A 22266-nucleotide genomic window follows, 5' to 3' on the forward strand; every position below is an offset into this window, starting at 1 on the left:
CTGCATCGAATGGACACCGCCTTCATCGCCGTCCGCCGCCCGTTGTCGAGGCGCCGCTTTTTGCGTGGCACCGGCGTCGCGCTGGCGCTGCCGTGGCTGGAGGCCATGTCGCCGGGACTGGCAGCCGGGCCGCAGCCCGTGCCGCGACGGATGCTGGCCATCTGCAATAACCTTGGGCTGCTGCCCGAGGAGTTCTTTCCGGTGGATGCCGGACGCAACTACACGCCAGGCCGGTATCTCAAGCTGCTGGAGGCGCATCGCAACGACTTCACCGTGTTCAGCGGGGTTTCGCACCCCGACGTGGACGGCGGGCATCCTGCCGACAACTGCTTCCTGACCGCGGCGCCGCGACCAGGCAGCGGGGGATTCCGCAACACGATTTCCCTCGACCAGTACATTGGGGAGCGGGTCGGACACCTCACCCGGTTTCCGTCGCTGACCCTTGGCGTCAACATCCAGCAGGGGTTTCGAAGTCTTTCATGGACGGGATCCGGAGTGATGATCCCCTGCGAGGAGCGTGCCTCCGAAATCTTCCGGAGGCTGTTCCTCCAGGGATCGCCGGAGGAGACGGCCGCCCAGATTCGAAGGCTGGAGGTGGGACGGAGCATTCTTGACGGCGTGGCAGATCAGGCGCGGGTCCTCCGTCGGGGCCTCGGTCCGCGCGATGGCGAACGCATGGACCAGTACCTTGACGGCGTCCGCGATCTGGAGCAGCGGATGCAGCGGGCGCGGGAATGGGAGGATCGGCCCAAGCCGGTGGTCACCGCCCCGGTGCCGGCCGATCCCGACAGCCCGCGGGCCTTCATGCAGAAGGTGCGGCTGATGTACGACCTCGCGCGACTGGCGTTCGAGACGGACTCCACCCGTTCCATCGCGTTGCTGCTGGATGGCGTGAATTCGCCGGCAATCGAGATCGAGGGCACGGCCATCACCGACGGCTATCACAACCTGTCGCACCATGGGAAATCGGAGGCCAAGATCACACAATTAAGGGCGATTGATGAGGGGCATCTCCGACTGCTGGCCGGTCTGCTTGCCGACCTGAAACAGTCGCGTGAGGACGGTCAGCCGCTCTTGGAACGGACGATGGTGCTCTACGGGTCCAACCTCGGGAATGCCAACACCCACGTCACCACCAACCTGCCCATCCTGTTCGCCGGGGGTGGATTTCGACACGGCCAGCACCTGGCTTTCGACACCCGGCGCAACTACCCGTTGCCGAACCTGTTCGTCTCGATGCTCCAGCGGATGGGCATCGAGACCGACCGCTTCGCCTCCTCGACAGGCACCCTGCGTGGCCTGGAGGTGGCGTGAACGTGCACCGGTTCGTGGCTCGATCCGGTGAGGGAGTCTGCAGCCGGTCTGTGCCGGCTTTCCCGGATGGTCTGGTCCCTGCCGCCTCCAGAACGGGCGATGGCCTGTGAAATCCGACACCATGAACGATACCCGTCCTCCGATCCTTCCGGCCGGAGGTGCGACGTCTCCCGTCCGTCCGCTGTGGCCGCCCCGCAGCCCCGGGGCGCGCGCCCCATGGTCGCTGGCGATGGAATGGAATGACCTCCTGTTTGCCCACTGGCCGGTGGCACCGGAGTTGATCGCCGCACGGTTGCCCCGGACCTCGCCGGCGCTGGAGCCCGACACCTTCGAGGGAAGAGCCTGGATCGGAGTGGTGCCCTTCACGATGAGTGCCATCCATTTTCGGGGCTGGCCGCCCGTTCCTGGCGCGAGTGCGTTTCCGGAATTGAATGTCCGGACCTATGTCACTTGCAACGGGCGTCCGGGCGTCTGGTTCTTCAGCCTGGATGCGGCGAGCCGGGTTGCGGTGCGTGTGGCCCGGGCGACGCACCATCTGCCGTACTTTGATGCCGACATGACCGTGGTCCGCCATGGCGATGGGATGTCCTATGCGAGCTGGCGGACCCACAGGGGCGGCGGCACGGCCGAACTGGTGGCCTGGTATGGACCTTCGGGTTCCGCGTTTCTCAGCGCACCGGGCAGCCTGGAGCACTGGTTGACCGAGCGATACCGGCTGTTTGCCGCCGACGGGGCGGGACGCCTCCGGCGTTGTGAGATCCAGCATGCGCCCTGGATTCTGCATCCGGCCCGGGCGGAGTTTCGGAAGCTCGACATGACCCGATGGATGGGGCTTGACCTGCCGGACGAGCCGCCGCTCCTGCATTTTTCGAGGCGGCTTGCGGTCCGCGCCGGTTCACCCGCAGCGGTGTGAGGCGGCCGCTGGAGGGGGCGGGGATCCGGAGGAGGCGGTGAAGGATGCTCGCCCGTCCGGCAGCCGTGCGGTAGAACGGGGTGAGTCAACGGACACACAACACGTCGCATGGCATCCCTTCGGCTGGCACTCATCGGGCTCGGCAACATCGGGCGGCATCACGCCACCTACCTGCTGGCGGGCGCGGTTCCGAGATGTGAGCTGGTTGCAGTGTGCGCCCGCACCCCGGCGACGTTGGAGCCCTGGCAGGCCCGGGGGCTGCGGACTTTTACCGAGGCGACCGCGCTGCTGCGATCCGGATGCGCCGATGCCGTCCTGATCGCCACCCCCCACTACGACCACGTGACGCTGGGCATTGCCGCGCTGGAGGCCGGCCTCCATGTGATGACCGAGAAGCCGATTGCGGCCCACAAGGCGGATGCCGAACGGCTCCTGGCCTGTGCGGCGCGGCATCCGGACCGGATTCTTGCCGGGATGTTTCAGCAGCGCGTGGAACCCCGATACGCGAAAATCCGGGGCTTGCTGGACCAGGGCGGGTTGGGGCGGCTGCAGCGGGTCACCTGGATCAACACTGACTGGTTTCGCACCGAGGCCTACTATGCGAGCGGCGGATGGCGGGCGACGTGGAAGGGGGAGGGCGGCGGGGTGCTGCTCAATCAGTGCCTGCACAATCTCGACATCCTGACCTGGCTCCTTGGTTCTCCGGCCCGGGTGCGGGGCTTCTGCGGGTTCGGCCGGTGGCACGGGGTCGAGGTCGAGGACGATGTCACCGCCTTTCTGGAGTTTCCCAACGGGGCATCCGGGGTGTTTCTCAGCAGCACCGGTGAGGCCCCGGGCACGAATCGCCTCGAACTGGCCGGCACCCGGGGGCGGCTGGTGTTGGAGAATGACCGCCTGGTATGGACCCGCAATGATTCTGATGCGCTGGAGTGGAGTTCCACGGCCACGGTGGGCTTCAGCAAGCCGGGAACCTCGATGGAGGAGATCCCGTTCGCCAACGCCGAGGCCCCGCATGCCATCCTCATGGCAAACTTCACCGCCGCGGTGCTTGACGGGGCGCCCCTGATTGCCCCGGGGTCCGAGGGGCTTCGATCGGTGGAGCTTGCGAATGCCGTGGTGTTTTCCTCGCTTCTGGGTCGGCCCATTGAACTGCCGCTCGACGGCGCGGCGTGGGCGCGGCGCCTTCAGGAGCTGATTGCCGGGTCGCGTTTCGACAAGCAGGTTCGTCCGGTGACTTCCGATGATTTCGCTGCCTCCTTCCGCCGATGAACCTTGATCGCCGTCGCTTTCTTGCCGGCCTGGGCTCCGGATGCCTTGGAGCCGCGACCGGCCGCGCTGCCGTCCAGGTGCCGGTTGTGGCTCCGCGCCTGAAGCCACCGCTCGTCGGGTCCCAGCTCTACGGTTGGGGGCAGTACTACGGAAGGGACGGCAGGGACCTTTGGGCGCATCTGGATGAGGTGCTCTCCGCGCTTCGGGATGCCGGCTACGACTACGCAGAGGGATCGCTGGACATTGGCAGCCCGGATAACAACGCGACGTTCGCCGAGCGGCTTCGCAAGAAGGGGCTGCGTCCGGTGAGCCTGTACACCGGTGGCGCCCTGCACGTGCTGGGCAAGGCCAGCGAGTCGGCTGAGCGCATCGCCGTCGCGGCGAAGGCTGCGGCCAAGGCGGGATTTGCCATCATCAACATCAATCCCGACCCGGTCGGACGCGACAAGACGGACCAGGAGCTGGAGATCCAGGCGGGTGCGTTGCTGGAGCTTGGCGAGGCGCTGAAGCCGTTGGGAATGAAGCTGGGTGTTCACCATCATCTGCCGGAGCTGGCGAATCGCGCGCGCGAATTTCACTCCAACTTCGCCCGCTGCCCGAGGGAGTTCGTCGGATTCTGCTATGACGTCCACTGGGTGTACCGGGGTGGGATCGCCCCGGCGCAATGCCTGCCGATGTATGGCGAGCGGGTGGTTTCGTGGCATCTGCGGCAGAGCCGGGGGCAGGTGTGGTGGGAGGACCTCGACACCGGGGACCTTGACTATGCGGCCGTGGCCCGTCACGTGCGCGAGCACCGGCTGCCGGCGTTCTACACGGTCGAACTGGCCATCGAGCCCGGCACTCGCGTGACGCGGTCGGTCGTGGAAAACCACGCGCGCAGCAGGGAATTTGTCAAACGGGTGATGGGGACCTGAGGTTCGTCGCCCGGCCGCCGCTCACGATCAATTGATCGGAATCTTGTAGAAGCACTGCCATTCCCCGGCGCTGGAGCCGAGGCTGACCCGCTTGCCGACGATCCACTCCACGTGGCCGTCCTCGAAAAGGAAATTCCCTCCGGAGGGTGCGCCACCGGGCCCGGCGTGGTTGGGCGTCTTCCAGTTCCTTCCTTCATCCTGGGTCACCCACCGCAGGCGCCGATCGTAGATGTTGGTGGTGCGGGGTCCCAGCCCCTGCATCCGGTCAATGAGGATCGGGGCGCCCCGGAATTCGCCTCCGAGCTTCATGCGCCAGTTCCAATCCCCGATCTTCTCCGAGTCATACGGCCAGTCGCCGGTACCCCGGGGATGTCCGGGCAGGTAGAAGTAGCCGGTGAGGATCGGCCGTCGTTCCGCGGTGGCATCGCCAAACCTCCAGGTGTCCGCCTGACGATGCCATTCGTCCGTCGGACAGAAGATCACGTGATTCGCCGCCTTTTTCTCCCCCCGCCGGTTGGGCTTGCCCGAGGGCATCAGGTACTTCTCCCAGAAGTGCGCCATGTTCGTCCCCATCCAGCTCAGGTGATATCCATCCCGGTTGTCCGGGAACGAGTCCCGGAAGTCCGCGGCGTAAAGGTTGACCGCGATACCCCACTGCTTCTCGTTGCTGGTGCACAGCGAACGCTGCGCGGAGGCCTTGGCCTTGGCGAGGGCCGGCAGGAGCATCCCGGCGAGGATGGCGATGATCGCAATCACGACCAGGAGTTCGATGAGGGTGAAGGCGTGGAGGCGCGGTTTCATGGGGGTTCCGGGGCGTCAGGAGAGGTCACTGATCGGAGGTTTATTTTCGGATAGCCCGCCGACGGCACCCGGTCAATTGGGGAAACGGTCGTGGTGAAGCCGTCGCCACCGCTGCGCGAGTGCGGGTCTGGCATCGGGGCTCGAATCGGGCTAAGAGTTTCCCGATGACCTGCCGCCCCGTGACCCTCTTTTTCGGAACGGCCCTCTGCGCGCTGCTGTCGCTTTCCACGGCGGCGGAACCCTCCGGCGCCTGGCCCGAATTCCGGGGACCAACGGGACAAGGCCACGCGGGGTCTCCCGGCCTGCCGCTCCATTGGAGCCGCACAAGCAATGTGGTCTGGACGGTTGCGGTCCCGGGCTCGGGTTGGTCGTCCCCGGTGGTGGCGGACCGTCGCATTTATCTGACCACGGCGGTGGCCGACTCCCCGGACCAACTCTCGCTGAGGGCCCTGTGCCTCGATTCAGGATCCGGTGAAGTCCTCTGGGACCGCGAGGCATTGCGGCCGCCGCAGTCCGGTCCTTCGATCCATGGCAAGAACAGCCATGCCAGCCCCACTCCCCTCGTTCGCGACGGACGCATCTACGTTCATTTCGGACATCACGGAAGCGCAGCGCTGGATGCCGATGGCAATGTGCTGTGGCGCCAAACCTCCCTGAAGTACGAACCGGTGCATGGGAACGGCGGATCTCCCGTCTGGACCGGGGGTGGGCTGTTCTTCAGTTGCGACGGCGGCGCCGACCCGTTCGTGGTGTGTCTCGATCCGGAGAACGGAAGGGTCCGGTGGAAAACCCCCCGCGACACGCCGGCGCGAAAGACGTTTTCCTTCAGCACACCACTGGTGATCACCAACGGTGGCCGGCCTGAAGTGATCAGCCCGGGCAGCGGCATGGTCTGCGCGTATGATCCAATGGACGGCCGGGAGTTGTGGCAGGTCCGGTACGGGGAGGGGTATTCCGTCGTACCACGTCCGGTGGTCGGGCATGGACTGGTGTTCGTGTCCTCCGGATACGACCGGCCGGTGATCCACGCCATCCGGCCCGAGGGCGCCCAGGGGGATGCAACGGCGTCCGCCGTGGTCTGGACGACGAGCCGCGGCGCGCCCAACACGCCTTCGATGCTGCTTTCCGGGGATGAACTCTACTGGGTGTCCGATGCCGGAGTGGCGTCGTGTGCTGATGCGAAGACGGGTGCGGTGCATTGGAATGAACGGCTTGGAGGCGGGTTCTCGGCGTCGCCTGTTCTGGCGGATGGCCGGATCATTTTCCTGAACGAGGACGGTCTGGCCTCGGTCGTCGTCGCGGGTCCCCAGTTTCAATTGCTGGCCCGCAATGACCTGGGGGAGCGAACTTTGGCGAGTCCGGCCATCGCGGACGGAGCCTTGTTCATCCGGACCGAGGGCCGGCTGTATCGGATCCAGTCCGCCGGTGCGTCCGGCAGTCCGTAGATGGGGGTGTGGACTTGCCGGGGCGGAGACCCGGATGGATCAGTGCGCCCTGCTTGCGGGGCCACCGCCATCGGACGCGTCACGGGCCAAGGTCCGCCTCAAGACGAAATCGTCCATTACAAATCCACATCCGATATCGGTGACGATACTTTCGACCCGGCGAAATCCAGCCCGGCGGTACGCTTTTTGGGCTCGCAGGTTCCCCTTGTTGACCCGGAGTTCGATCTGGAGGCATCCGGCGGCAATTGCCGCCGCACAGACCTCCCGGAGCACCTGCTGCCCCAGTCCAAATCCGTGCCACTCCGGGAGCAGGTAGAGTTTGTGCAGATGGGCCGTGGTTGTCGCGGGCAGGCGTTCCCACGCCAGGAATCCGACCGGGCCCCCTTCAGCCAGGGCAAGCTGGTAGGTGACCCCGCGGCGGATCTGCCCCGCAAGCTGGTGCGGCGCGTACATCCATTGAAGCATGTACTCCCGCTGCTCGATCGTGAGCAGTTCAGCATAGGCGGCATGCCAGATGCGGGTGGCCAGATCCCGGATCAGGGGCACGTCGGACTCCGTGGCGGGAACGAGCCGGACGGTCATGGTCGGTTCAGGCATGCGGCTGAAGGGTGCCCGGCGGGGTCCGTCGCCCGTGGGTCCGCATGGGTCGCCCGTCGGCTTGAATCGGGATTCCCGTCCAATTTCACGTTGCAAAATCTTGCCGGCGTGGTGTCAGTCATGGATGCCGGTGGTTCGATCCATTTGCGGGATGATTTTCTGGCTGGCAGTGGTGCTCCTGCCGGCGCCGGGAGTCGCCCGAGGCCAGTGGTTGGTCAGCAGTCCGCCCTCGATGCCCGCCGTGGCACCCGCGGCGGAGTATGAGGCGGTCAACGCGTTCCCCAGCCTCAGCTTTCCCCTGCGCACGGACGACATTGTGGGCATGACCGCCCCGCCGGGAAAGACCAACGAGTTGTTCGTGTACGGTCTCTTCGGGAAGATCTTCGTGATCACGAATCTGGCGGCGCCCACGAAGACGGTATTTCTCGACATCACCCACGACACCTTTGCCCCGGGAGCCGTCTCCTCGGAGTCAGGGTTGGCGGGCATGACATTTCATCCCGACTTCGCCCGGAACCGATATTTTTACGTTTTCTACACCCGGACCAACCGGACTGAGGGGCGCACCTATGCGACGCTTTCGCGATTCGAGGCGGACCCGGTGAATCCGTGGCGTGCCCTTCGGGAATCCGAGCAGGTCCTGATCTCCCAGTGGGATCGGAACGACCTCCACCAGGCGGGCGACCTGCATTTTGGCACCGATGGCTATCTGTATGTCTCGCTCGGTGATGAGGGGTTGCAGAACGACCCCTTCCGGAACAGCCAGCGGATTGACAAGAACTTCTTCTCCGGAATCCTGCGCATTGATGTGGACGGGCGCCCCGGCAGTCTGGCGCCGAATCCGCATCCGGCCGTGGGGACTGGATACCGGATTCCTCCCGACAATCCCTTCATTGGACGCACCTCGTTCAACGGGTTGCCGGTTTCCCCTGCCGCCGTTCGTACCGAGTTCTGGGTGGTCGGGCTCCGGAATCCCCATCGTTTCAGCATTGACCCGGTCACCGGCGACATGCTGGGGGGAGATGTTGGAGGAGCCCGGATGGAGGAGGTGAACCGGTACGTGAGGGGTGGCAATTATGGATGGGGCCATTTTGAGGCGACTCTCCCGAACCCGGGTTTCCCGGCGCCGCCGCCGGGATTTTCCCACAGTCCCCCGTTGTACGCCTACAGTCATGCTGCGAGGGACCCGAACTTCGGCGGACGCGCCGTCATCGGCGGGCTGACCTACCGTGGGACCGCCTATCCGGACCTTTATGGGAAATACATATTCGGCGATGCCATCGCCGGGCACGTCTGGTCGCTTTCCGAGAACGGTGGCGGCGCGGTGACGGTCAAGCGGCTCACGACCGTGCCGCGGGGCATGGCCTCGTTTGCCCTGCATCCCGCCACCGGAGAAATCCTGGCCGCAGAGCTCGCCGGTGGCAGGATCGTGAAGCTGCGCCGGACACCCCGCGAGGAGGATCCGGCACTGCCGCCGACCCTCAGTGCCGCCCGGGTGTTTTCGAGTCTGGCCAGCCTGACCCCCCGGGCCGGGATGATGCCCTACGAGGTCGCGTCCACCTTCTGGTCCGATCATGCCCTGAAGCGCCGCTGGTTCTTCATGCAGAACGCCGCGGATCGCATCCAGCGCGACGGTTCCGGGCATTGGGTTTACCCGACGGGATCGGTTTGGGTGAAGCATTTCGACCTGGAACTGGTTCGTGGTGATCCGACGACGCGCCGGCGGTTGGAGACCCGCTTCCTGGTGAAGAGCGACTCGGGAGCGTATGGGGTGACTTACAAGTGGCGGGCCGACGGCTCGGATGCCGACCTCGTGCCGGATGCCGGCCTCGACGAGGCGATTCCAGTCCTAGAAGGCGACGTGATGCGCGTCCAGAACTGGCGCTATCCCGGCCGATCCGAGTGTCTGATCTGCCACAATGGCGCCGCGCAGCACGTGCTCGGGTTCAATGCCCTGCAGTTGAATCGGGAGATTCCGTCAGGGGCGGGGGCCGTAAACCAGATTTCGCACATCGCTTCGCTCGGCGTGTTTCAGCAAGCGCCCCCCGACCCGGCCCTGCTCCCGCGGTTGGCGGACATTGCGGATGCCGAGGCGACCCTGGAGCACCGATTCAAGACGTATCTGGAGGTCAATTGTGCCTATTGCCATCAGCCGGGAGGCATCGGCCGCGGGGTGTGGGATGGGCGGTTTTCCACGCCACTGGCGGAATCGGGAATCCTCAACGGGGTCCCTGGCGACGACCTCGGCGTGCTTGGAGCGCGCATTGTTGCGCCTGGGAATCCTGAGGCTTCAGTGCTTTGGCGTCGCATCGCCGCCCTGGGGGCATATCACATGCCCCCGCTGGGCACCGACGAACTTCACGCCGGAGGGATCCGGCTGGTCCGCGAGTTCATCGAAGGTGTCCGCTCACCGGCCACAGCGCGGTCCGTCTGGCAGATCGGCCACGACTCCCCGGCTGGCTCCGCGAGTTATATGGCGGAGTTCTCTCCGCAGAACAACCGGACGGATCCCGCACCCGGCTCGGTCACCCGTTTTCCCGGAGATCCTCAGTACCTGGGCGGATCCAACCCGGGTCCCGACGACCACTTCTATTTCGCAGGGAATTATCCCGCCGGCTTCAACGGCCTGACAGAGTCCCTCGTCGTGCCCAACGATGAGCCGTGGCGTGCCTGGGAACGGGCCCATACGCTCGGCGATCCGGTGAACACCATGCATTTTGTCCTGGAGGAGAACCAGGTGATGGCCGGTGCCCGCTTCCGCCTGCAGTTTGAGTTTCCCATGGCCGGATTCGCGATCAACGGTGTGTGGCAGTCGGGGTACGGCGTTCACGATCTGTCCATACGCTTTCGCAACGGCGGTGGGATCGTGACGCCGCTCTTCACGGGGCGCCTCACAGCCCCCGGCCTGAGGACGGTGGAGTTCACCGCGGCCTCCGTCGGCGCCACCGCCGGACCCAACACCATCGAGTTTGCCCGAACCGGTCCGGCGGATTCCGGCAGGTCCTACTGGTTGGAATACGACCACGTGCGTTTGGAGTGTCTGGCGACGGGCAACACCGCTCCCGTGCTCGCGTTCGTGCAGACCCATGCGGTGGACGTGCTCCAGCCCTGGGCGTTGCAACTGGAAGCGACGGACCGGGACCTCCCGGCGAACCGCCTCTCGTATGCGCTTGTGAGCGGGCCCGCGGGGTTGACGGTGTCACCGACCGGTCGCGTTCAGTGGACTCCGGCCTCCGGCATGGGAGGAGCGACCCACAACGTGGTGGTTCGCGTAACCGACGACGGGACGCCACCGCTGAGTTCCACGGGGCGGTTCAGCGTGTTCGTCCGCGGGACCGCGAATCCAGAGCCACCTCCGCCCCAGCCCGGGATCCGGACGCGCTGGCAGATTGGGGAGAATGCACCGGAGGGAGCCACTGGTGGGGCGATGATCGCGGAGTTCTCGCCCCAGAATAATCAGAGAGATGCGGCGCCCGGGCTGGTGACGCGGCTGGCCGGGGATCCGTGGTATTCCCCGACGGAGAATCCCGGAGCGGATGATGATTTCTATTTTGCGGGGACGTATGCGGCGGGCTTCAACGGGCTGCCCTCCGTGCTGGGGGTGGCCCACGACGAGCCGTGGAAGGCATGGGAGCGGGCGTTGACAGTGGGGGATCCGGTGAACCGGATGCATTTCGTGCTGGATCCCACGCAGGTGGTGGCGGGATCACGGTTCCGGCTGACGTTCGAGTTTGGTTCGGCCGGGTATTCGCAGGGCGGGGTGATCCAGCCCGGGTTTGGCGAGCACGAGGTCGCGGTGCGATTTCGCAATGGGGCGGGGGATGCGGTGACGCTGTATTCGGACCGGTTTTCCGGTCCGATGGAGCGGAGCGTGGAGTTTGGCGCCGTGGAGGCGGGAGCGACCGCAGGGGGGAACACCATCGAGTTTGTGCGGACCGGTCCCACGGTGCCGAACACCGGGTACTGGCTGGAATTTGATCACGTGCTGCTGGAGGCGGTGAGTGTGCCGCCGCAGATCCGGACGCGCTGGCAGATTGGGGAGAATGCGCCGGAGGGAGCCACTGGTGGGGCGATGATCGCGGAGTTCTCGCCCCAGAATAATCAGAGAGATGCGGCGCCTGGGCTGGTGACGCGGCTGGCCGGGGATCCATGGTATTCCCCGACGGAGAATCCCGGAGCGGATGATGATTTCTATTTTGCGGGGACGTATGCGGCGGGCTTCAACGGGCTGCCCTCCGTGCTGGGGGTGGCCCATGACGAGCCGTGGAAGGCATGGGAGCGGGCGTTGACGGTGGGGGATCCGGTGAACCGGATGCATTTCGTGCTGGATCCCACGCAGGTGGTGGCGGGATCACGGTTCCGGCTGACGTTCGAGTTTGGATCGGCCGGGTATTCGCAGGGCGGGGTGATCCAGCCCGGGTTTGGGGAGCACGAGGTTGCGGTGCGATTCCGCAATGGGGCGGGGGATGCGGTGACGCTGTATTCGGACCGGTTTTCCGGTCCGATGGAGCGGAGCGTGGAGTTTGGCGCCGTGGAGGTGGGAGCGACCGCCGGGGGGAACACCATCGAGTTTGTGCGGACCGGTCCCACGGTACCGAACACCGGGTACTGGCTGGAATTTGATCACGTGCTGCTGGAGGCCGGCAATCGAGTATCGGGTTTGGTGCCTGGCAGTCCGGTTGCCCCGGAAACGTTACCCGCGGACCTCGCCCGCTCCGCTCCGGCATTGGTGCGGGATCGGGTCACCGTGGACGGATTGCATTATCTCACCCTGACTTATGCCCTATCGGAGGGGGCCGCGACCTGGGTGGATACCATTGAAGCCAGCGAGGACCTGCTCGAATGGACTCCAGCGGATGTCCTCGTCGTGGAGGATCGCGTCGAGGGCGGCGTTCGACGGGTGACGGTTCGGGACTTGGTTCCGTTCGGAGCAGGGGCTCGCCGTTTCCTCCGACTTCGAGCCGTGGGACCGCCTGAGCTGCAACCGGATTGAAGCCTCCGTCGCGCGCAACGCAAACACGGCCCTTCGGAACAGGCCCTGGGCGCCCGCCGGGTCAGTCGGCGAGCAGGCTGCGGATGGCTTCCAGGAGGATGGGTTCCACCTCGGGGGCGACGTTGGACGATCGCGGCTCGGTCTCGTATCCGCCCTCTGAGTAGGCACGGGCCGTACCGATGTACCAGGGCCCGTAGTCGCCGTACGCGGCCATCGAAACCCGGAGTTCTGGTTTCATGGCCTTTGCGGCGAGCTGATACTCCACGAATAATTCGCCCGGCAGATGCAGGATCCGGGCTTCGCGAAGCGAGAGGCACGACACGTCCACTGCGTGACCGTCAGCACAGCGGCGGAGCCACGCGATGCGTGACGCCCCGCCCTGCGTCAAGACGGCGCCGGAACGCCCCTTCAATCCGGCCATCAGTTCGGCTTCATCGAGGTGCGGAGACGGTGGCAACGTCACGGGGAAGGACCGCCAGGAGACGTCCCGGTCGCTGATGGGTTCGAGTTTGGAGCTCTCCCAGGCCCGCCGCATGCCGTCCGCGAGCCGTGCGGCCAGGATGCCTCGGTTGGTCCAGGCACCGTCGTTGTACTTGCCCGCCCCCAGGTTGCCGCCTGCCCCGTTGAAATGCACGTGCAACGCCTCGGGCACCGCAAGTTGCCGCAGGAACCGGGCGATACCCGGGAAGTCCGGATTGGGAATCCCGGTCCGGTAGTAGCTCTGCGGATGGGTGGCGTAGTAGGTCAGCACCGCCAACGGGCGGTTGGTGTTCCAAAAGCTCACCAGCGTCAGTTCGGGGTCAATGACTCCTTCGGGTTCCGCGCGGAGCTCCGGATCCGGACAGGTGGTGTACCGGACGGCGCGGATCCGGCCGTCGGGGCCTGGAATGCGCCGGTTGGAGGCCACTTGGTGGACGACGGCGCTTCCCAGTCCGAGATGGGTCACGGGTTGCGCCTGCTCCAGCGATTCCCTGACGGCGAGGTTCAGCCGATCGAGGACTTCCCGGGCGAACGTGCCGTCGAAGTTGAGGCGGTCGAGTCCCGCTTCCTCGAGGATTTTTTCGGCACCGAAATCGCAGTCGGGGGCGTCATGCTGGTGCACCGCATGAACGGCCACTCGTCCGGGCACGGTGTCTGCGGCGGCTGCCAGGCGGTTCCGAAACGCATCGTGTCCTTCATTGGCGATGCCGATCCAGTCCACGGCGCACAAGACAACCGGCATCCCGGCGCCCATCAGCACGATCCCACGGGCCCGCAGGCCCAAGTCGGCTGTTTGGCGCACCGAATCGTAGGCCATCCGCACGCCGGGAGGCGGCGTGGCGTCCACATCGAACACCGCAAGCCGCAATCCGACCGGGTCGGCCGCCCGGCCGCTGATCACCGTCAGGACGCCCAGGACGAGGAAAACACGCGCGAACCCGTCAACCATGCTCCAACGTAGCGGGCCGGTGGCGGGTCGGGGAGCCCGAAATCCATGGCTCCACCGAAGGCCCCGGCGGATGCAGTGCCGCGCCCGTCGCGCGTCCCGGTTCAGCGCTCGTCGAGGCAGGTAACCCCGGGGAGCGGAGTTCCCTCCAGGAATTCCAGGCTCGCGCCACCACCGGTGCTCATGAACGTCACCTGTGCGGACAGGTTGGCCTTGTTGATCGCCTTCACCGAATCGCCACCGCCAATGATGGATTTGGCTCCTGCCGCCGTTGCCGCCGCCACCGCGCGTGCCACCGCGAGGGTGCCTTCACCGAAGCGTGCGTCTTCAAACATGCCCATCGGACCGTTCCAGAGAATGGTTTTGGCACCGGCAAGGACCTCGGCGTAACGACGTGCGGTTTCCGGTCCGATATCAAATCCCTCGCAGTCTGCCGGGATGTCGGGATCCGTGTTGACGCGGGGATTCACCGGTTCCAGCACCGGCCGGCCCTTCTTGTTGACCTTTCCGGTGTCCCGGAGCTCCGCAACGATGTTGTCGGTCGGGAGGAGGAACTGCACCTTGAGTTCGGCCGCCTTGGACTCGGCGTCACGGGCTGTGAGCAGGTGCTCCGGCTCGACCAGGGATTTCCCGGTCTTGTGTCCGCGAGCCAGCTTGAAGGTGTAGGCCATCGCGCCGCCGATCAGCACCGAATCCGCCTTCTCCAGCAACCGGTCAATCACCTTGATCTTGTCGGAGACTTTGGCGCCTCCGAGGATCACCACGAACGGTCGGGCCGGGTTTTCCAGTTCGTCGCCAAGGAACTTCAGTTCGCGTTCCATGAGGAGGCCGGCCGCACAGCGTCCGCCCCAGGCGGACAGGATGCGCGCCACCCCACAGGTGGAGGCATGGGCACGGTGGGCGGCTCCGAACGCATCGTTCACGAAGACATCTGCCAGGCGGGCCAGTTGAGCGGAGAATACCGGGTCGTTTTCCTCCTCTTCGGGGTGGAAACGAACATTCTGAAGGAGCAACAACTCTCCGGGTTTGAGGCTGTTGGCCGCCTGCTCGGCCTCAAGACCAACGCAGGTGTCGGAGAAGCGAACCGGTCGGTCCAGCAGTTCGGCAAGCCGTTCCGCAACCGGCTTCAAGGACAGGGAGGGGTCTCGCCGCCCATCCGGTCGTCCGAGGTGGGCTGCGAGGATCAGGCGTCCGCCCTTCTCGATCAGGAGCCGGACTGTCGGAAGAGTTTCACGGATCCGGGTGTCGTCGTTGATGACCATCCGGCCGGCTTTGTCCTCCATGGGCACGTTGTAATCCACACGCAGAAAGACGCGCTTTCCGGCCACATCGAGGTCACGAACAGTCAATTTGGGCATAAGGAATCGAATTCAAAGACGCAGACCGGCCAAACTATCCACGAAGGGGGAGCCGGCAACGTTTTTTGGGTCAAGGGCGTGAAAAAGCGGGCACCTTGCGGTGCCCGCCTAACCCAAACAACCAAACTTACCTCCTTTGCCGGAATGTTTCCATTCCGACGAGAAACGGCAACCCGACCGTGGGCCGGATCCACCGTTTCCAATAACCAACGGACGTTCAATAGCCGTTCAGGCCGCCCGATCAAACAAAAAAGCACCGAAATCCCGGAGTCATCCGGCAACGCGGGAGACCCTCATCCCGCTTTCCGGGATCGCCACTTCACAACCCGCTTTCCACAAATCGCTTGTGGAACGGACCGGCCTCAGCCGCGCACGCTGATGGCCCTGATGAGCCCGAAGACTATCCGGCCGGCCCCCCGGGAGATGTGTTGTCGGGACCTCCACGCCAGCGGGGCAGGTTTTTCTCGCGGGCGAGGCGGGCGACCAGATGGCTGCCCACCGGGATGGTTGCGAACTGAAAGACCATGGCGAGCGCCACCTTGAGTCCGGCGGCCTCGGTTCCGAGTTCGACCCACACGGCTCCGAGCAGCAGCAGAATGCCCAAGGTCACCGCCTTGGCGACCGCGTGGCTGCGGCAAAGCACGTCCGGAAGCCGGATCACGCCGATCGCGGCGATGACGATCAGCGTGGTGCCCGAAAGCACCAGCAGTGACAGGAGGAGGTCTTTCATGGTTCGTGATCACCGGGGTCCCCGTGCCGGTCCAGGGTCTTTTGCAGGTACGTGGTGAAGGCCACGGTGCCGAGGAATCCAAGCAGCGAAAAGATCAGGATGAGCTCCAGGTAGTGGGGAGTTCGCCACAGAATGGTCAGGAGGGCGGTCATCCCGACCACCGAAACAGTGACCAGATCAAATGCCACGATGCGGTCCAGCACGGTGGGCCCGCGGGCGAGACGCCAAAGGCCCAGAAGGACCGCCAATCCGAGGGCCGCCAGCCCGCCGTGGAGCATCAGGGGTATCATCGGGTGAATTCGAGCAGGGGACGCTTCAGTCCCCGGTGGATCGCCTCACACACGGTGCGGGGATCCCCGGCGTCAAACGCATGGATCACCAGGCTTTTCCAGTCGGGTGCAATCTCCACGGTGGTGGTGCCGGGGGTGAGCGAGATGCAGTGGGTCAGCATCAGGATCTCCGCCCGGGTCATGTCCCCGACGTCCACCCGGATGAAGTTCGGGTGCAGCTCGTCAAGTGAACGGAACAGGACCGCCTCGGCCAGGGTCACATTGGAGAGGATGAACTGTGCTCCGAAGCGGATCACAAAGCGGCCAAAGGCCAGGGTGCGGCGGATGTAGGCATCCCCGGGGAGGACCTTGCGGAAGAGGCAGAGCAGCGAGAATCCGAGCCCGTAGCCGACGAGGAAGGTGCCAAGCGTGGTCTGCGGGTTGAGGAACAGCCAGAGCAGCGCCAAGGCCAGGTTGAGGGTGGGGGCGATCATGGCGTCAGGGGCCGGCCCGATGCGGTTTGGACCGCACGGATGTATCCGGGCCGGTCGAGGGCGGTCTCGCTGGCCTGCCGGGCCAGGCGGAAGAGTCCCTCGACGCCCAGACCGAGGCTGAGGGACACAAGCGTCAGGCCACCGACCACCCAGGACATGGGGCGCCAACGAGCATCCCCGACGGCGACCGGAACGTGGTCGTCCTGCCGCCAGAACACGGCGATCCAGATCTTGAGCATGCTGAACAGGGTGAGCAACCCCGCCATGAGCGCGACGCCGGCAAGGAGCCACTGGTGCAGTCCGAATCCCGCCACCACGATCAAATATTTCCCCCAAAAGCCGCTCAAGGGTGGCAGGCCGGCGAGGGACAAGGCCTGGACAAGGAACAGCATCGCGAGTCCTGGAGCGGCATTCCAGAGGTTGCCGGTGCGGTCCAGGTCGTCACTCCTGTTGAGCACGGACACGACGCCGCCAACCAGGAACAGGGACGATTTCACCACGATGTGATGCACGAGGTAGAGGATTGCGGCGGCGATGGACAGCGGAGTGAACAATCCGATGGCCAGCACCATGAAGCCGACCTGGCTGAGGATGTGAAACGAAAGGATGCCTCTGAGGAAGTTGCGGGAAATCGCCCCGAGCACGCCCAGGACCATGGTCACGGCGGCGAGGACGGCGAGCACCCGGTGGACCTGGTCGAGTCCGGGGGGAAGGACGGTCGCCACCAGGCGGAGGATCACGAAGATCCCCACCTTGGTGAGCAATCCGGCGAACAATGCGGCCAGTGGGGTTGGCAGCACCGGGTAGCTCCCAGGGAGCCACAGGTAGAGCGGAAACAGGCCGGCCTTCAGGGCGAAGATTCCGAGAAGCAGCAACGCCAGCGCCACCAGCCGGGGATCCCCCTCCAGCGCCGTCGCCCGCGTGGCAATGTGCGCGAGGTTGAGCGTGCCGAACAGTGAGTAGGCGAGTCCGGCGGCGCACAGAAAGAGGGTGCTGCCGGTGAGGTTGACCGCGATGTAGGGAAAGGCCTGCTTGATGTCCCAGTTGTCGGCCTCCAGCGTCAGCAGCGCGTACGACGCAACCAGCATCACCTCGAAGGCGACGAACAAATTGAAGAGGTCGCCGGTGAGGAAGGCGAGGTTGATTCCGGTCAGGAGGAACTGCACCAGCGGCAGGCGCAGCGGGTGTTCCTCGGAGGCCGGGAGCTCGAAGTAGCCGTAGAGGAGGCAGGCCAGTGAGGTGAACGCCGCCAGGGAAACCATGAGCGCGGCGAGCAGATCCGCGGTTATGGCAATGCCATGGGGAGCCGCCCAACCGCCGGACATCATCACGAGCCAGCCCCCGTCGCGGAGATGCACCACCAGGGCCAGGGCCACCACCAGTTGCAGGAGCGCCGAGCCCGCGCCGACCCAGCGTCGGGTCCGTGACGGCCTGGCGACCACCAGCAACGCCAGACCGGTCAGGAGCGGCAGGAGGACGGGAAGGAGCACCAGGTTCATGACTCCTCGGGCGGCAAGGGTTCCGAAGTGGATGGGTCCGGAGGATACAGGTCCGCGGCGTTGGTGGTGCCGTGGTCGAGGAACAGCCGGTACAGCAGAACCACCAGGTAGGCCGTCACGCCGAACCCGATCACGATGGCGGTCAGGATCAGTGCCTGGGGCAGGGGATCCACCCTCGGACCGGGTCGCCCATCGAGAATCGGCGCCAGCCGGTTTCCCGGTTCGCCGGACGTGCACAGCACAAACAGGTTGGCGGCGTTCGACAGGATCAGGAAACCGAAGAGGATTCGCACAAAACTGCGTTGCAACAGCAGGTAGGTGCCGCAGGTGACGAGGACGCCGACCAGCAGGATCGTATCAAGGGCCATGGCGATCCTTCCTCTGGTCGGGCGTCCGGATTCCGTCCACCCCGGGAGGGGCGTCCTCCTCGATCGGCGTCTCCACCGGGGCGGCAAACCGCCGCCGTTCCCGCCAGCCAAGCGCCGGCTCTCCGAGGGTGGAGCGGGCCAGAACAATGATCATTTTGCACGTCACCCCGATCACGAGGAGGAAGACCCCCGTGTCGAAGAGCAGCGGGGTGCCGACTTCAATCGTTCCGAGCAGTGGCAGGGTGATTCCGGCATGGGCGTGACGCAGGAACTCACCACCCCGGAGGACCGGCGCCACCGCAGTGAATGCGGCCAGTGCCAGTCCCGCCACGGCGAGCGACACCGGTTCGACCCGCAGAATTCCGGGCAGGGCGTCCACGCCCAGTGCCAGCAGGAGCATCACCATGGAGATCGAGGTGGCCAAGCCGGCGATGAACCCGCCTCCTGGGAGGTGATGTCCCCGCAGCAGGAGGTAGATGGCGAACACGTTCACCAGGAAGAAGGTGATCCGGGCGACCGCGCGAAGGATGGGACTGTCGAGGCGGTTCATTGGGAATCGGAGGGGGTTTGGACACCGAAGCCGGGCGGGCCCTTTTCACCCGCCCGCCATTCCTCCGGCGTCCGCCGGTATCGGAGGAAGAGTCCGAGACAACCGAGGGTGGCGATGAGCAACACGGTGATTTCGAGCAGGGTGTCGAGGCCGCGAAAGTCCACCAGCAGGGTGTTGACCGCGTTATCCCCGTGGGCCAGGGGCTGGGAGGCTGCGAGAAATGCGGGGCCGATGGGATCGGGGTGCGGTTGTCCGGTAACCGCGGCCAGCAGCAGGGTCATGGTTCCCCCGGTCGCCAGCGCCACGAGCAGTTTGAGCACCCGGCTCAACCGGGTCGGATGGGAGTCCCGTACGCCCAGCTCGCATGCGCGGGGGAACCGCCCCAGGAGCAGGAGGACCAGCACCAAGGTCGCGGTCTCGATGAGGATTTGCGTGAGCGCAAGATCGGGGGCCCGGAACAGGACGTAGTAGAAGGTGGTCAGGAACCCGGCCAGGGAGAACGAGATGAGCTGGGTGGTCCATGCACGCAGGATCACGGCACCGAGCGACGCCAGGGCGATCAAACCGGCCACGAGCAGGCGCAGGGGATCCCAGGCCTGGAGGCCGCCGGATGCGGACCGGAGGGATTCGAGCGCCGGAGGAGTCACCCGGACCGCGGCATAGCCGCCCACCAGCACGACGAGGAAGCCCAGGACGATTCGGAGGAAGTCCGTCGGCCGGTCAGCCCCGCTGGCGCGGGTGACTTTCGAGGCCAGCACGCCGATCCCGTCCGAGACCCGATCGAAAGCCCGGTCGAACTCGAGCACCCGCGGCATTCCGATCCGGAGCCAGACGTCTCGCGGCATGGCGGCGTAGGCGCAGGCCCCGGCAGCCACGATCGCGGCACTGGCCAGCAATTCACGCGTGATCCCGTGCCAGAGCGAAAGTTCCACCACCCCGTCCTGATGCAATCCGGCGACGTCGAGCCAATGGAACGGGTGCTCCAGGAGGGATGGGAACGTGCCCAGCAGCACCGAGCCTCCCGCCATCAACAGGGGCGGGAGGAGCAGCCAACGCGGTGGCGCATGGTACTCCAGCGGAACGCCTCCAGCCGGCGGCGTGACAAACACGCCGAAGAAGATTCGCGCTGCGAACAGGACCTTGGCCACCGAGGTGACCGCGACGCACACGAGTGCGAAGGCGCCGAGTCCCCCATGGCCGGCGTTCGGCGCGGCAACCTCGAAGACCTCCTGCAGCATGGCCTCCTTGCTCAAGAAGCCTGTGGTCATGGGGAGTCCCGCCATGGAGGCGCATCCGATGAGCGCCGCCGCGCCCAACAGGCGGTCCTGACGCCACAGTCCGCCGAGCCTGCGGAGATCGCGCGTTCCCGTGGCGTGATCAATCGCGCCGACGACCATGAACAACCCGCCCTTGTAAAGCACATGGCTCAGCAGGTGAAGGTAGTCGAATTCCAGCATCCCCGGAATGGCGAGGCCGTACGAGGCCACCAGAAATCCGAGCGCACTCACGGTGGACCACGCCAGGATGGCCTTGAGGTCGGTCACCACGAGGGCCTGCAGCGCCGCAAGGGTCATGGTGACCAGTCCGACCCCGGAGACGACGGGGAGCCAGAGTTCGTTGGCGCCGAAGATTGGAAACATTCGCGCGCAGAGATAGACCCCCAACTTCACCAGCGTCGCGGAATGGAGGTAGGCGCTGACCGGGGTTGGAGCGGCCATGGCGTTGGGGAGCCAAAATTGCAGGGGGAATTGGGCCGACTTGCCGAACGCCCCCACCAGAAGGAGGAGCAGTGCCACCCGGATCAACCCCGGGCTGTCGGACGGCAGCGGGCCCGCAAGCAGCCCCGCGATCGAACCACTCCCGGTCGCCTGCTGCACCAGGACGATCCCGGCCAGCAGGCACAGGCCCGTGCCGCCGGTGACCAGCAATGCCATGCGGGCGCCCCGCTGCGAATCCGGATCCTGGTGTTGGAATCCGATCAGGAGGAAGGAGGCCACCCCGGTAAGTTCCCAACACAGGAACAGCAGCAGCAGATTGTTGGCGAAGACCGTGCCCAGCATGGCCGCCATGAAAAGCGAGAGGCAGGCGTAGAAGCGTCCCGGCGCCTCGGAGTGGCCGAGGAAATAAAATCGCGAGTAGAAGACGATCAGAACGCCCACTGCTGCGACCACCAGCCCAAAGAACAGGGAGAGTCCGTCCACCAGGAACGAGAGTTCCAGCCCGATGGAGGGCGCCCAGGGCCAGGAAAGGACCAGGAACGGCTGGGGACCCGCCGCGAACGCCAGCCATCCGAGGGCCAGCAGGGAGGCCATCGGCGCGGGCAGGGCCAGCCAGGCGGTGCGATCGTCCAGATGCCGCCCGGCCCACGCCAGCAGTGGCACCGCCAGCAATGGCGCCGCGAGGGCGATCAACATCAGGAGGGCGGTCGGGACCACGCGCGCACAGGTATATCGCCGAATCGTCCTCCCGGCGAGCACTGGAGGACCGAGGGGCCGGGTTTTCGGCCTTGGTGCCTGCCCGAGGGCGGCGGGTGCCTTTCGGCCCAACACAATTCCCATTGCGCGGGGGAGTGTCCTCAGATCGCCGCCCGGAACGCAAAAGGGCCCGCGGACAGCCGCGGGCCCAAGCGCCCCGATTCGCGTCGGGGCCCCGGATTCCGTCGCCTTCAGCTGGAGGCGATGTCAATGGTCTTGGGCTTGGCCTCGGCAGCTTTGGGGAGGGTGATCGTGAGCACCCCGTCCTTGTAGGCGGCCTTCACCTTGTCGGAGACCACAGGTTGGGTCAGTCCCACCTGGCGTTCGAACCGACCGTAGTAGCGCTCGGTCCGGACGTATTCGCCCTCCTTGACCTCCTGCTCCTGCTTCCGCTCGCCGGCGATGGTCAGCACGCCGTCATGGATGGAAACGCTCACGTCCTTTTTGTCCACGCCGGGAAGCTCGACGTGAATGGTGACGTTGTCGCTGTCTTCACGAACCTCCAGTGCGGGCGCGAAGGACTCGTCCCCCCGGCGGATGCCCAGCGGGGACTCAAACAGCCGGTCGAAATCGCGGCTGAGATTGAGCAGCGAGGCGAGCGGGCTCGCATTATAGGATTGAGGACGACGGGTAGTCAGGGAGCTCATGTTGGTGTTCCTTTCTGTTGCTTCAGTGAGTTGTCAAACGACAACCCGGACGAGTGCAGGGAGAATGCCGGTTGATCAGCTGTTGTAATTCTCTCGTCATCAACGGTTTTTATGCGCCACGGCTACCGCGGTGGCGACCCGCTGGGACAGGGATTCTCAGAGGCGCCGGGATTTGGGTAACACCGTGGCACAAAGGGCGACGGAT

Annotated in this window: 18 protein-coding genes; 6 read left to right on the forward strand and 12 right to left on the reverse strand. The window is 65.5% G+C overall.

Translation table 11 applies throughout. The features are described from left to right. The first annotated feature begins 9 nt into the window (after window positions 1-9). The 4 genes from KF791_01635 to KF791_01650 all read left to right on the forward strand — a co-directional run bounded on the left by KF791_01635 (window position 10) and on the right by KF791_01650 (window position 4410). The gene (locus KF791_01635) at window positions 10-1314 is read left to right on the forward strand and encodes a DUF1552 domain-containing protein (protein MBX3731276.1); all 1305 of its coding nucleotides are present in this window, start codon (window positions 10-12) and stop codon (window positions 1312-1314) included. A 121-nt stretch (window positions 1315-1435) separates the two neighbouring features. Then, complete coding sequence (locus tag KF791_01640; GenBank protein ID MBX3731277.1) at window positions 1436-2227, forward strand: DUF2071 domain-containing protein; 792 nt, start codon at window positions 1436-1438, stop codon at window positions 2225-2227. A gap of 108 nt (window positions 2228-2335) precedes the next feature. Beyond that, on the forward strand, window positions 2336-3496 hold the full coding sequence (locus KF791_01645) for a Gfo/Idh/MocA family oxidoreductase (protein MBX3731278.1): 1161 nt from the start codon (window positions 2336-2338) through the stop codon (window positions 3494-3496). After that, window positions 3493-4410, forward strand: coding sequence for a sugar phosphate isomerase/epimerase (locus KF791_01650; protein MBX3731279.1), 918 nt, complete (start codon window positions 3493-3495; stop codon window positions 4408-4410). The genes KF791_01645 and KF791_01650 overlap by 4 nt, the downstream gene beginning before the upstream one ends. Window positions 4411-4437: 27 nt before the next feature. Here the strand turns inward: KF791_01650 and KF791_01655 are convergent, their stop codons facing one another. Then, entirely contained in the window at window positions 4438-5211 is a 774-nt protein-coding gene (locus KF791_01655; protein MBX3731280.1) for a type II secretion system protein, read from the reverse strand. A 164-nt stretch (window positions 5212-5375) separates the two neighbouring features. Here KF791_01655 and KF791_01660 point away from each other — a divergent pair, with 164 nt between their 5' ends. After that, the gene (locus KF791_01660) at window positions 5376-6656 is read left to right on the forward strand and encodes a PQQ-like beta-propeller repeat protein (GenBank protein ID MBX3731281.1); all 1281 of its coding nucleotides are present in this window, start codon (window positions 5376-5378) and stop codon (window positions 6654-6656) included. 39 nt (window positions 6657-6695) lie between these two features. Here the strand turns inward: KF791_01660 and KF791_01665 are convergent, their stop codons facing one another. Beyond that, window positions 6696-7253, reverse strand: coding sequence for a GNAT family N-acetyltransferase (locus KF791_01665; GenBank protein MBX3731282.1), 558 nt, complete (start codon window positions 7251-7253; stop codon window positions 6696-6698). A 151-nt stretch (window positions 7254-7404) separates the two neighbouring features. Between KF791_01665 and KF791_01670 the strand changes: the two genes are divergently transcribed. Further along, window positions 7405-12246, forward strand: a complete 4842-nt coding sequence (locus KF791_01670; GenBank protein MBX3731283.1) for a PQQ-dependent sugar dehydrogenase — start codon at window positions 7405-7407, stop codon at window positions 12244-12246. A 61-nt stretch (window positions 12247-12307) separates the two neighbouring features. On the opposite strand, the gene KF791_01675 is transcribed toward KF791_01670, so the two are convergent. The 10 genes from KF791_01675 to KF791_01720 all read right to left on the reverse strand — a co-directional run bounded on the left by KF791_01675 (window position 12308) and on the right by KF791_01720 (window position 22061). Then, the gene (locus tag KF791_01675) at window positions 12308-13624 is read right to left on the reverse strand and encodes a hypothetical protein (protein ID MBX3731284.1); all 1317 of its coding nucleotides are present in this window, start codon (window positions 13622-13624) and stop codon (window positions 12308-12310) included. Between the two features lie 152 nt (window positions 13625-13776). Next, window positions 13777-15030 (reverse strand): phosphoglycerate kinase, encoded by a 1254-nt coding sequence (locus KF791_01680; GenBank protein MBX3731285.1) that lies wholly within the window; start codon window positions 15028-15030, stop codon window positions 13777-13779. 400 nt (window positions 15031-15430) lie between these two features. Continuing rightward, window positions 15431-15760: a monovalent cation/H(+) antiporter subunit G gene (gene mnhG / locus KF791_01685; protein ID MBX3731286.1), complete on the reverse strand. Its 330-nt coding sequence runs from the start codon at window positions 15758-15760 to the stop codon at window positions 15431-15433. Beyond that, the gene (locus KF791_01690; protein MBX3731287.1) at window positions 15757-16050 is read right to left on the reverse strand and encodes a Na(+)/H(+) antiporter subunit F; all 294 of its coding nucleotides are present in this window, start codon (window positions 16048-16050) and stop codon (window positions 15757-15759) included. The genes mnhG and KF791_01690 overlap by 4 nt, the downstream gene beginning before the upstream one ends. Continuing rightward, window positions 16047-16523 (reverse strand): Na+/H+ antiporter subunit E, encoded by a 477-nt coding sequence (locus KF791_01695; GenBank protein MBX3731288.1) that lies wholly within the window; start codon window positions 16521-16523, stop codon window positions 16047-16049. Before KF791_01695 ends, KF791_01690 begins: the two co-directional genes overlap by 4 nt. Beyond that, complete coding sequence (locus KF791_01700) at window positions 16520-18022, reverse strand: hypothetical protein (protein MBX3731289.1); 1503 nt, start codon at window positions 18020-18022, stop codon at window positions 16520-16522. Before KF791_01700 ends, KF791_01695 begins: the two co-directional genes overlap by 4 nt. Continuing rightward, window positions 18019-18390, reverse strand: coding sequence for an NADH-quinone oxidoreductase subunit K (locus KF791_01705; protein MBX3731290.1), 372 nt, complete (start codon window positions 18388-18390; stop codon window positions 18019-18021). Before KF791_01705 ends, KF791_01700 begins: the two co-directional genes overlap by 4 nt. Next, the gene (locus KF791_01710; protein ID MBX3731291.1) at window positions 18380-18940 is read right to left on the reverse strand and encodes an MnhB domain-containing protein; all 561 of its coding nucleotides are present in this window, start codon (window positions 18938-18940) and stop codon (window positions 18380-18382) included. The genes KF791_01705 and KF791_01710 overlap by 11 nt, the downstream gene beginning before the upstream one ends. After that, the gene (locus KF791_01715) at window positions 18937-21375 is read right to left on the reverse strand and encodes a DUF4040 domain-containing protein (GenBank protein MBX3731292.1); all 2439 of its coding nucleotides are present in this window, start codon (window positions 21373-21375) and stop codon (window positions 18937-18939) included. The genes KF791_01710 and KF791_01715 overlap by 4 nt, the downstream gene beginning before the upstream one ends. 230 nt (window positions 21376-21605) lie before the next feature. After that, window positions 21606-22061: an Hsp20/alpha crystallin family protein gene (locus tag KF791_01720; GenBank protein MBX3731293.1), complete on the reverse strand. Its 456-nt coding sequence runs from the start codon at window positions 22059-22061 to the stop codon at window positions 21606-21608. Window positions 22062-22266 lie beyond the last annotated feature (205 nt).

This window comes from Verrucomicrobiia bacterium (genome assembly GCA_019634635.1).
GTDB lineage: Bacteria > Verrucomicrobiota > Verrucomicrobiia > Limisphaerales > UBA9464 > UBA9464.

Coding starts and splice junctions, on each gene's coding strand:
- KF791_01700 (MBX3731289.1), bottom strand. CDS start 18,022: ATGAACCTGGTGCTCCTTCCCGTCCTCCTGCCGCTCCTGACCGGTCTG.
- KF791_01695 (MBX3731288.1), bottom strand. CDS start 16,523: ATGATCGCCCCCACCCTCAACCTGGCCTTGGCGCTGCTCTGGCTGTTC.
- KF791_01660 (MBX3731281.1), top strand. CDS start 5,376: ATGACCTGCCGCCCCGTGACCCTCTTTTTCGGAACGGCCCTCTGCGCG.
- mnhG (MBX3731286.1), bottom strand. CDS start 15,760: ATGAAAGACCTCCTCCTGTCACTGCTGGTGCTTTCGGGCACCACGCTG.
- KF791_01670 (MBX3731283.1), top strand. CDS start 7,405: ATGATTTTCTGGCTGGCAGTGGTGCTCCTGCCGGCGCCGGGAGTCGCC.
- KF791_01710 (MBX3731291.1), bottom strand. CDS start 18,940: ATGAACCGCCTCGACAGTCCCATCCTTCGCGCGGTCGCCCGGATCACC.
- KF791_01655 (MBX3731280.1), bottom strand. CDS start 5,211: ATGAAACCGCGCCTCCACGCCTTCACCCTCATCGAACTCCTGGTCGTG.
- KF791_01650 (MBX3731279.1), top strand. CDS start 3,493: ATGAACCTTGATCGCCGTCGCTTTCTTGCCGGCCTGGGCTCCGGATGC.
- KF791_01635 (MBX3731276.1), top strand. CDS start 10: ATGGACACCGCCTTCATCGCCGTCCGCCGCCCGTTGTCGAGGCGCCGC.
- KF791_01645 (MBX3731278.1), top strand. CDS start 2,336: ATGGCATCCCTTCGGCTGGCACTCATCGGGCTCGGCAACATCGGGCGG.
- KF791_01690 (MBX3731287.1), bottom strand. CDS start 16,050: ATGATACCCCTGATGCTCCACGGCGGGCTGGCGGCCCTCGGATTGGCG.
- KF791_01705 (MBX3731290.1), bottom strand. CDS start 18,390: ATGGCCCTTGATACGATCCTGCTGGTCGGCGTCCTCGTCACCTGCGGC.
- KF791_01665 (MBX3731282.1), bottom strand. CDS start 7,253: ATGCCTGAACCGACCATGACCGTCCGGCTCGTTCCCGCCACGGAGTCC.
- KF791_01640 (MBX3731277.1), top strand. CDS start 1,436: ATGAACGATACCCGTCCTCCGATCCTTCCGGCCGGAGGTGCGACGTCT.
- KF791_01680 (MBX3731285.1), bottom strand. CDS start 15,030: ATGCCCAAATTGACTGTTCGTGACCTCGATGTGGCCGGAAAGCGCGTC.
- KF791_01720 (MBX3731293.1), bottom strand. CDS start 22,061: ATGAGCTCCCTGACTACCCGTCGTCCTCAATCCTATAATGCGAGCCCG.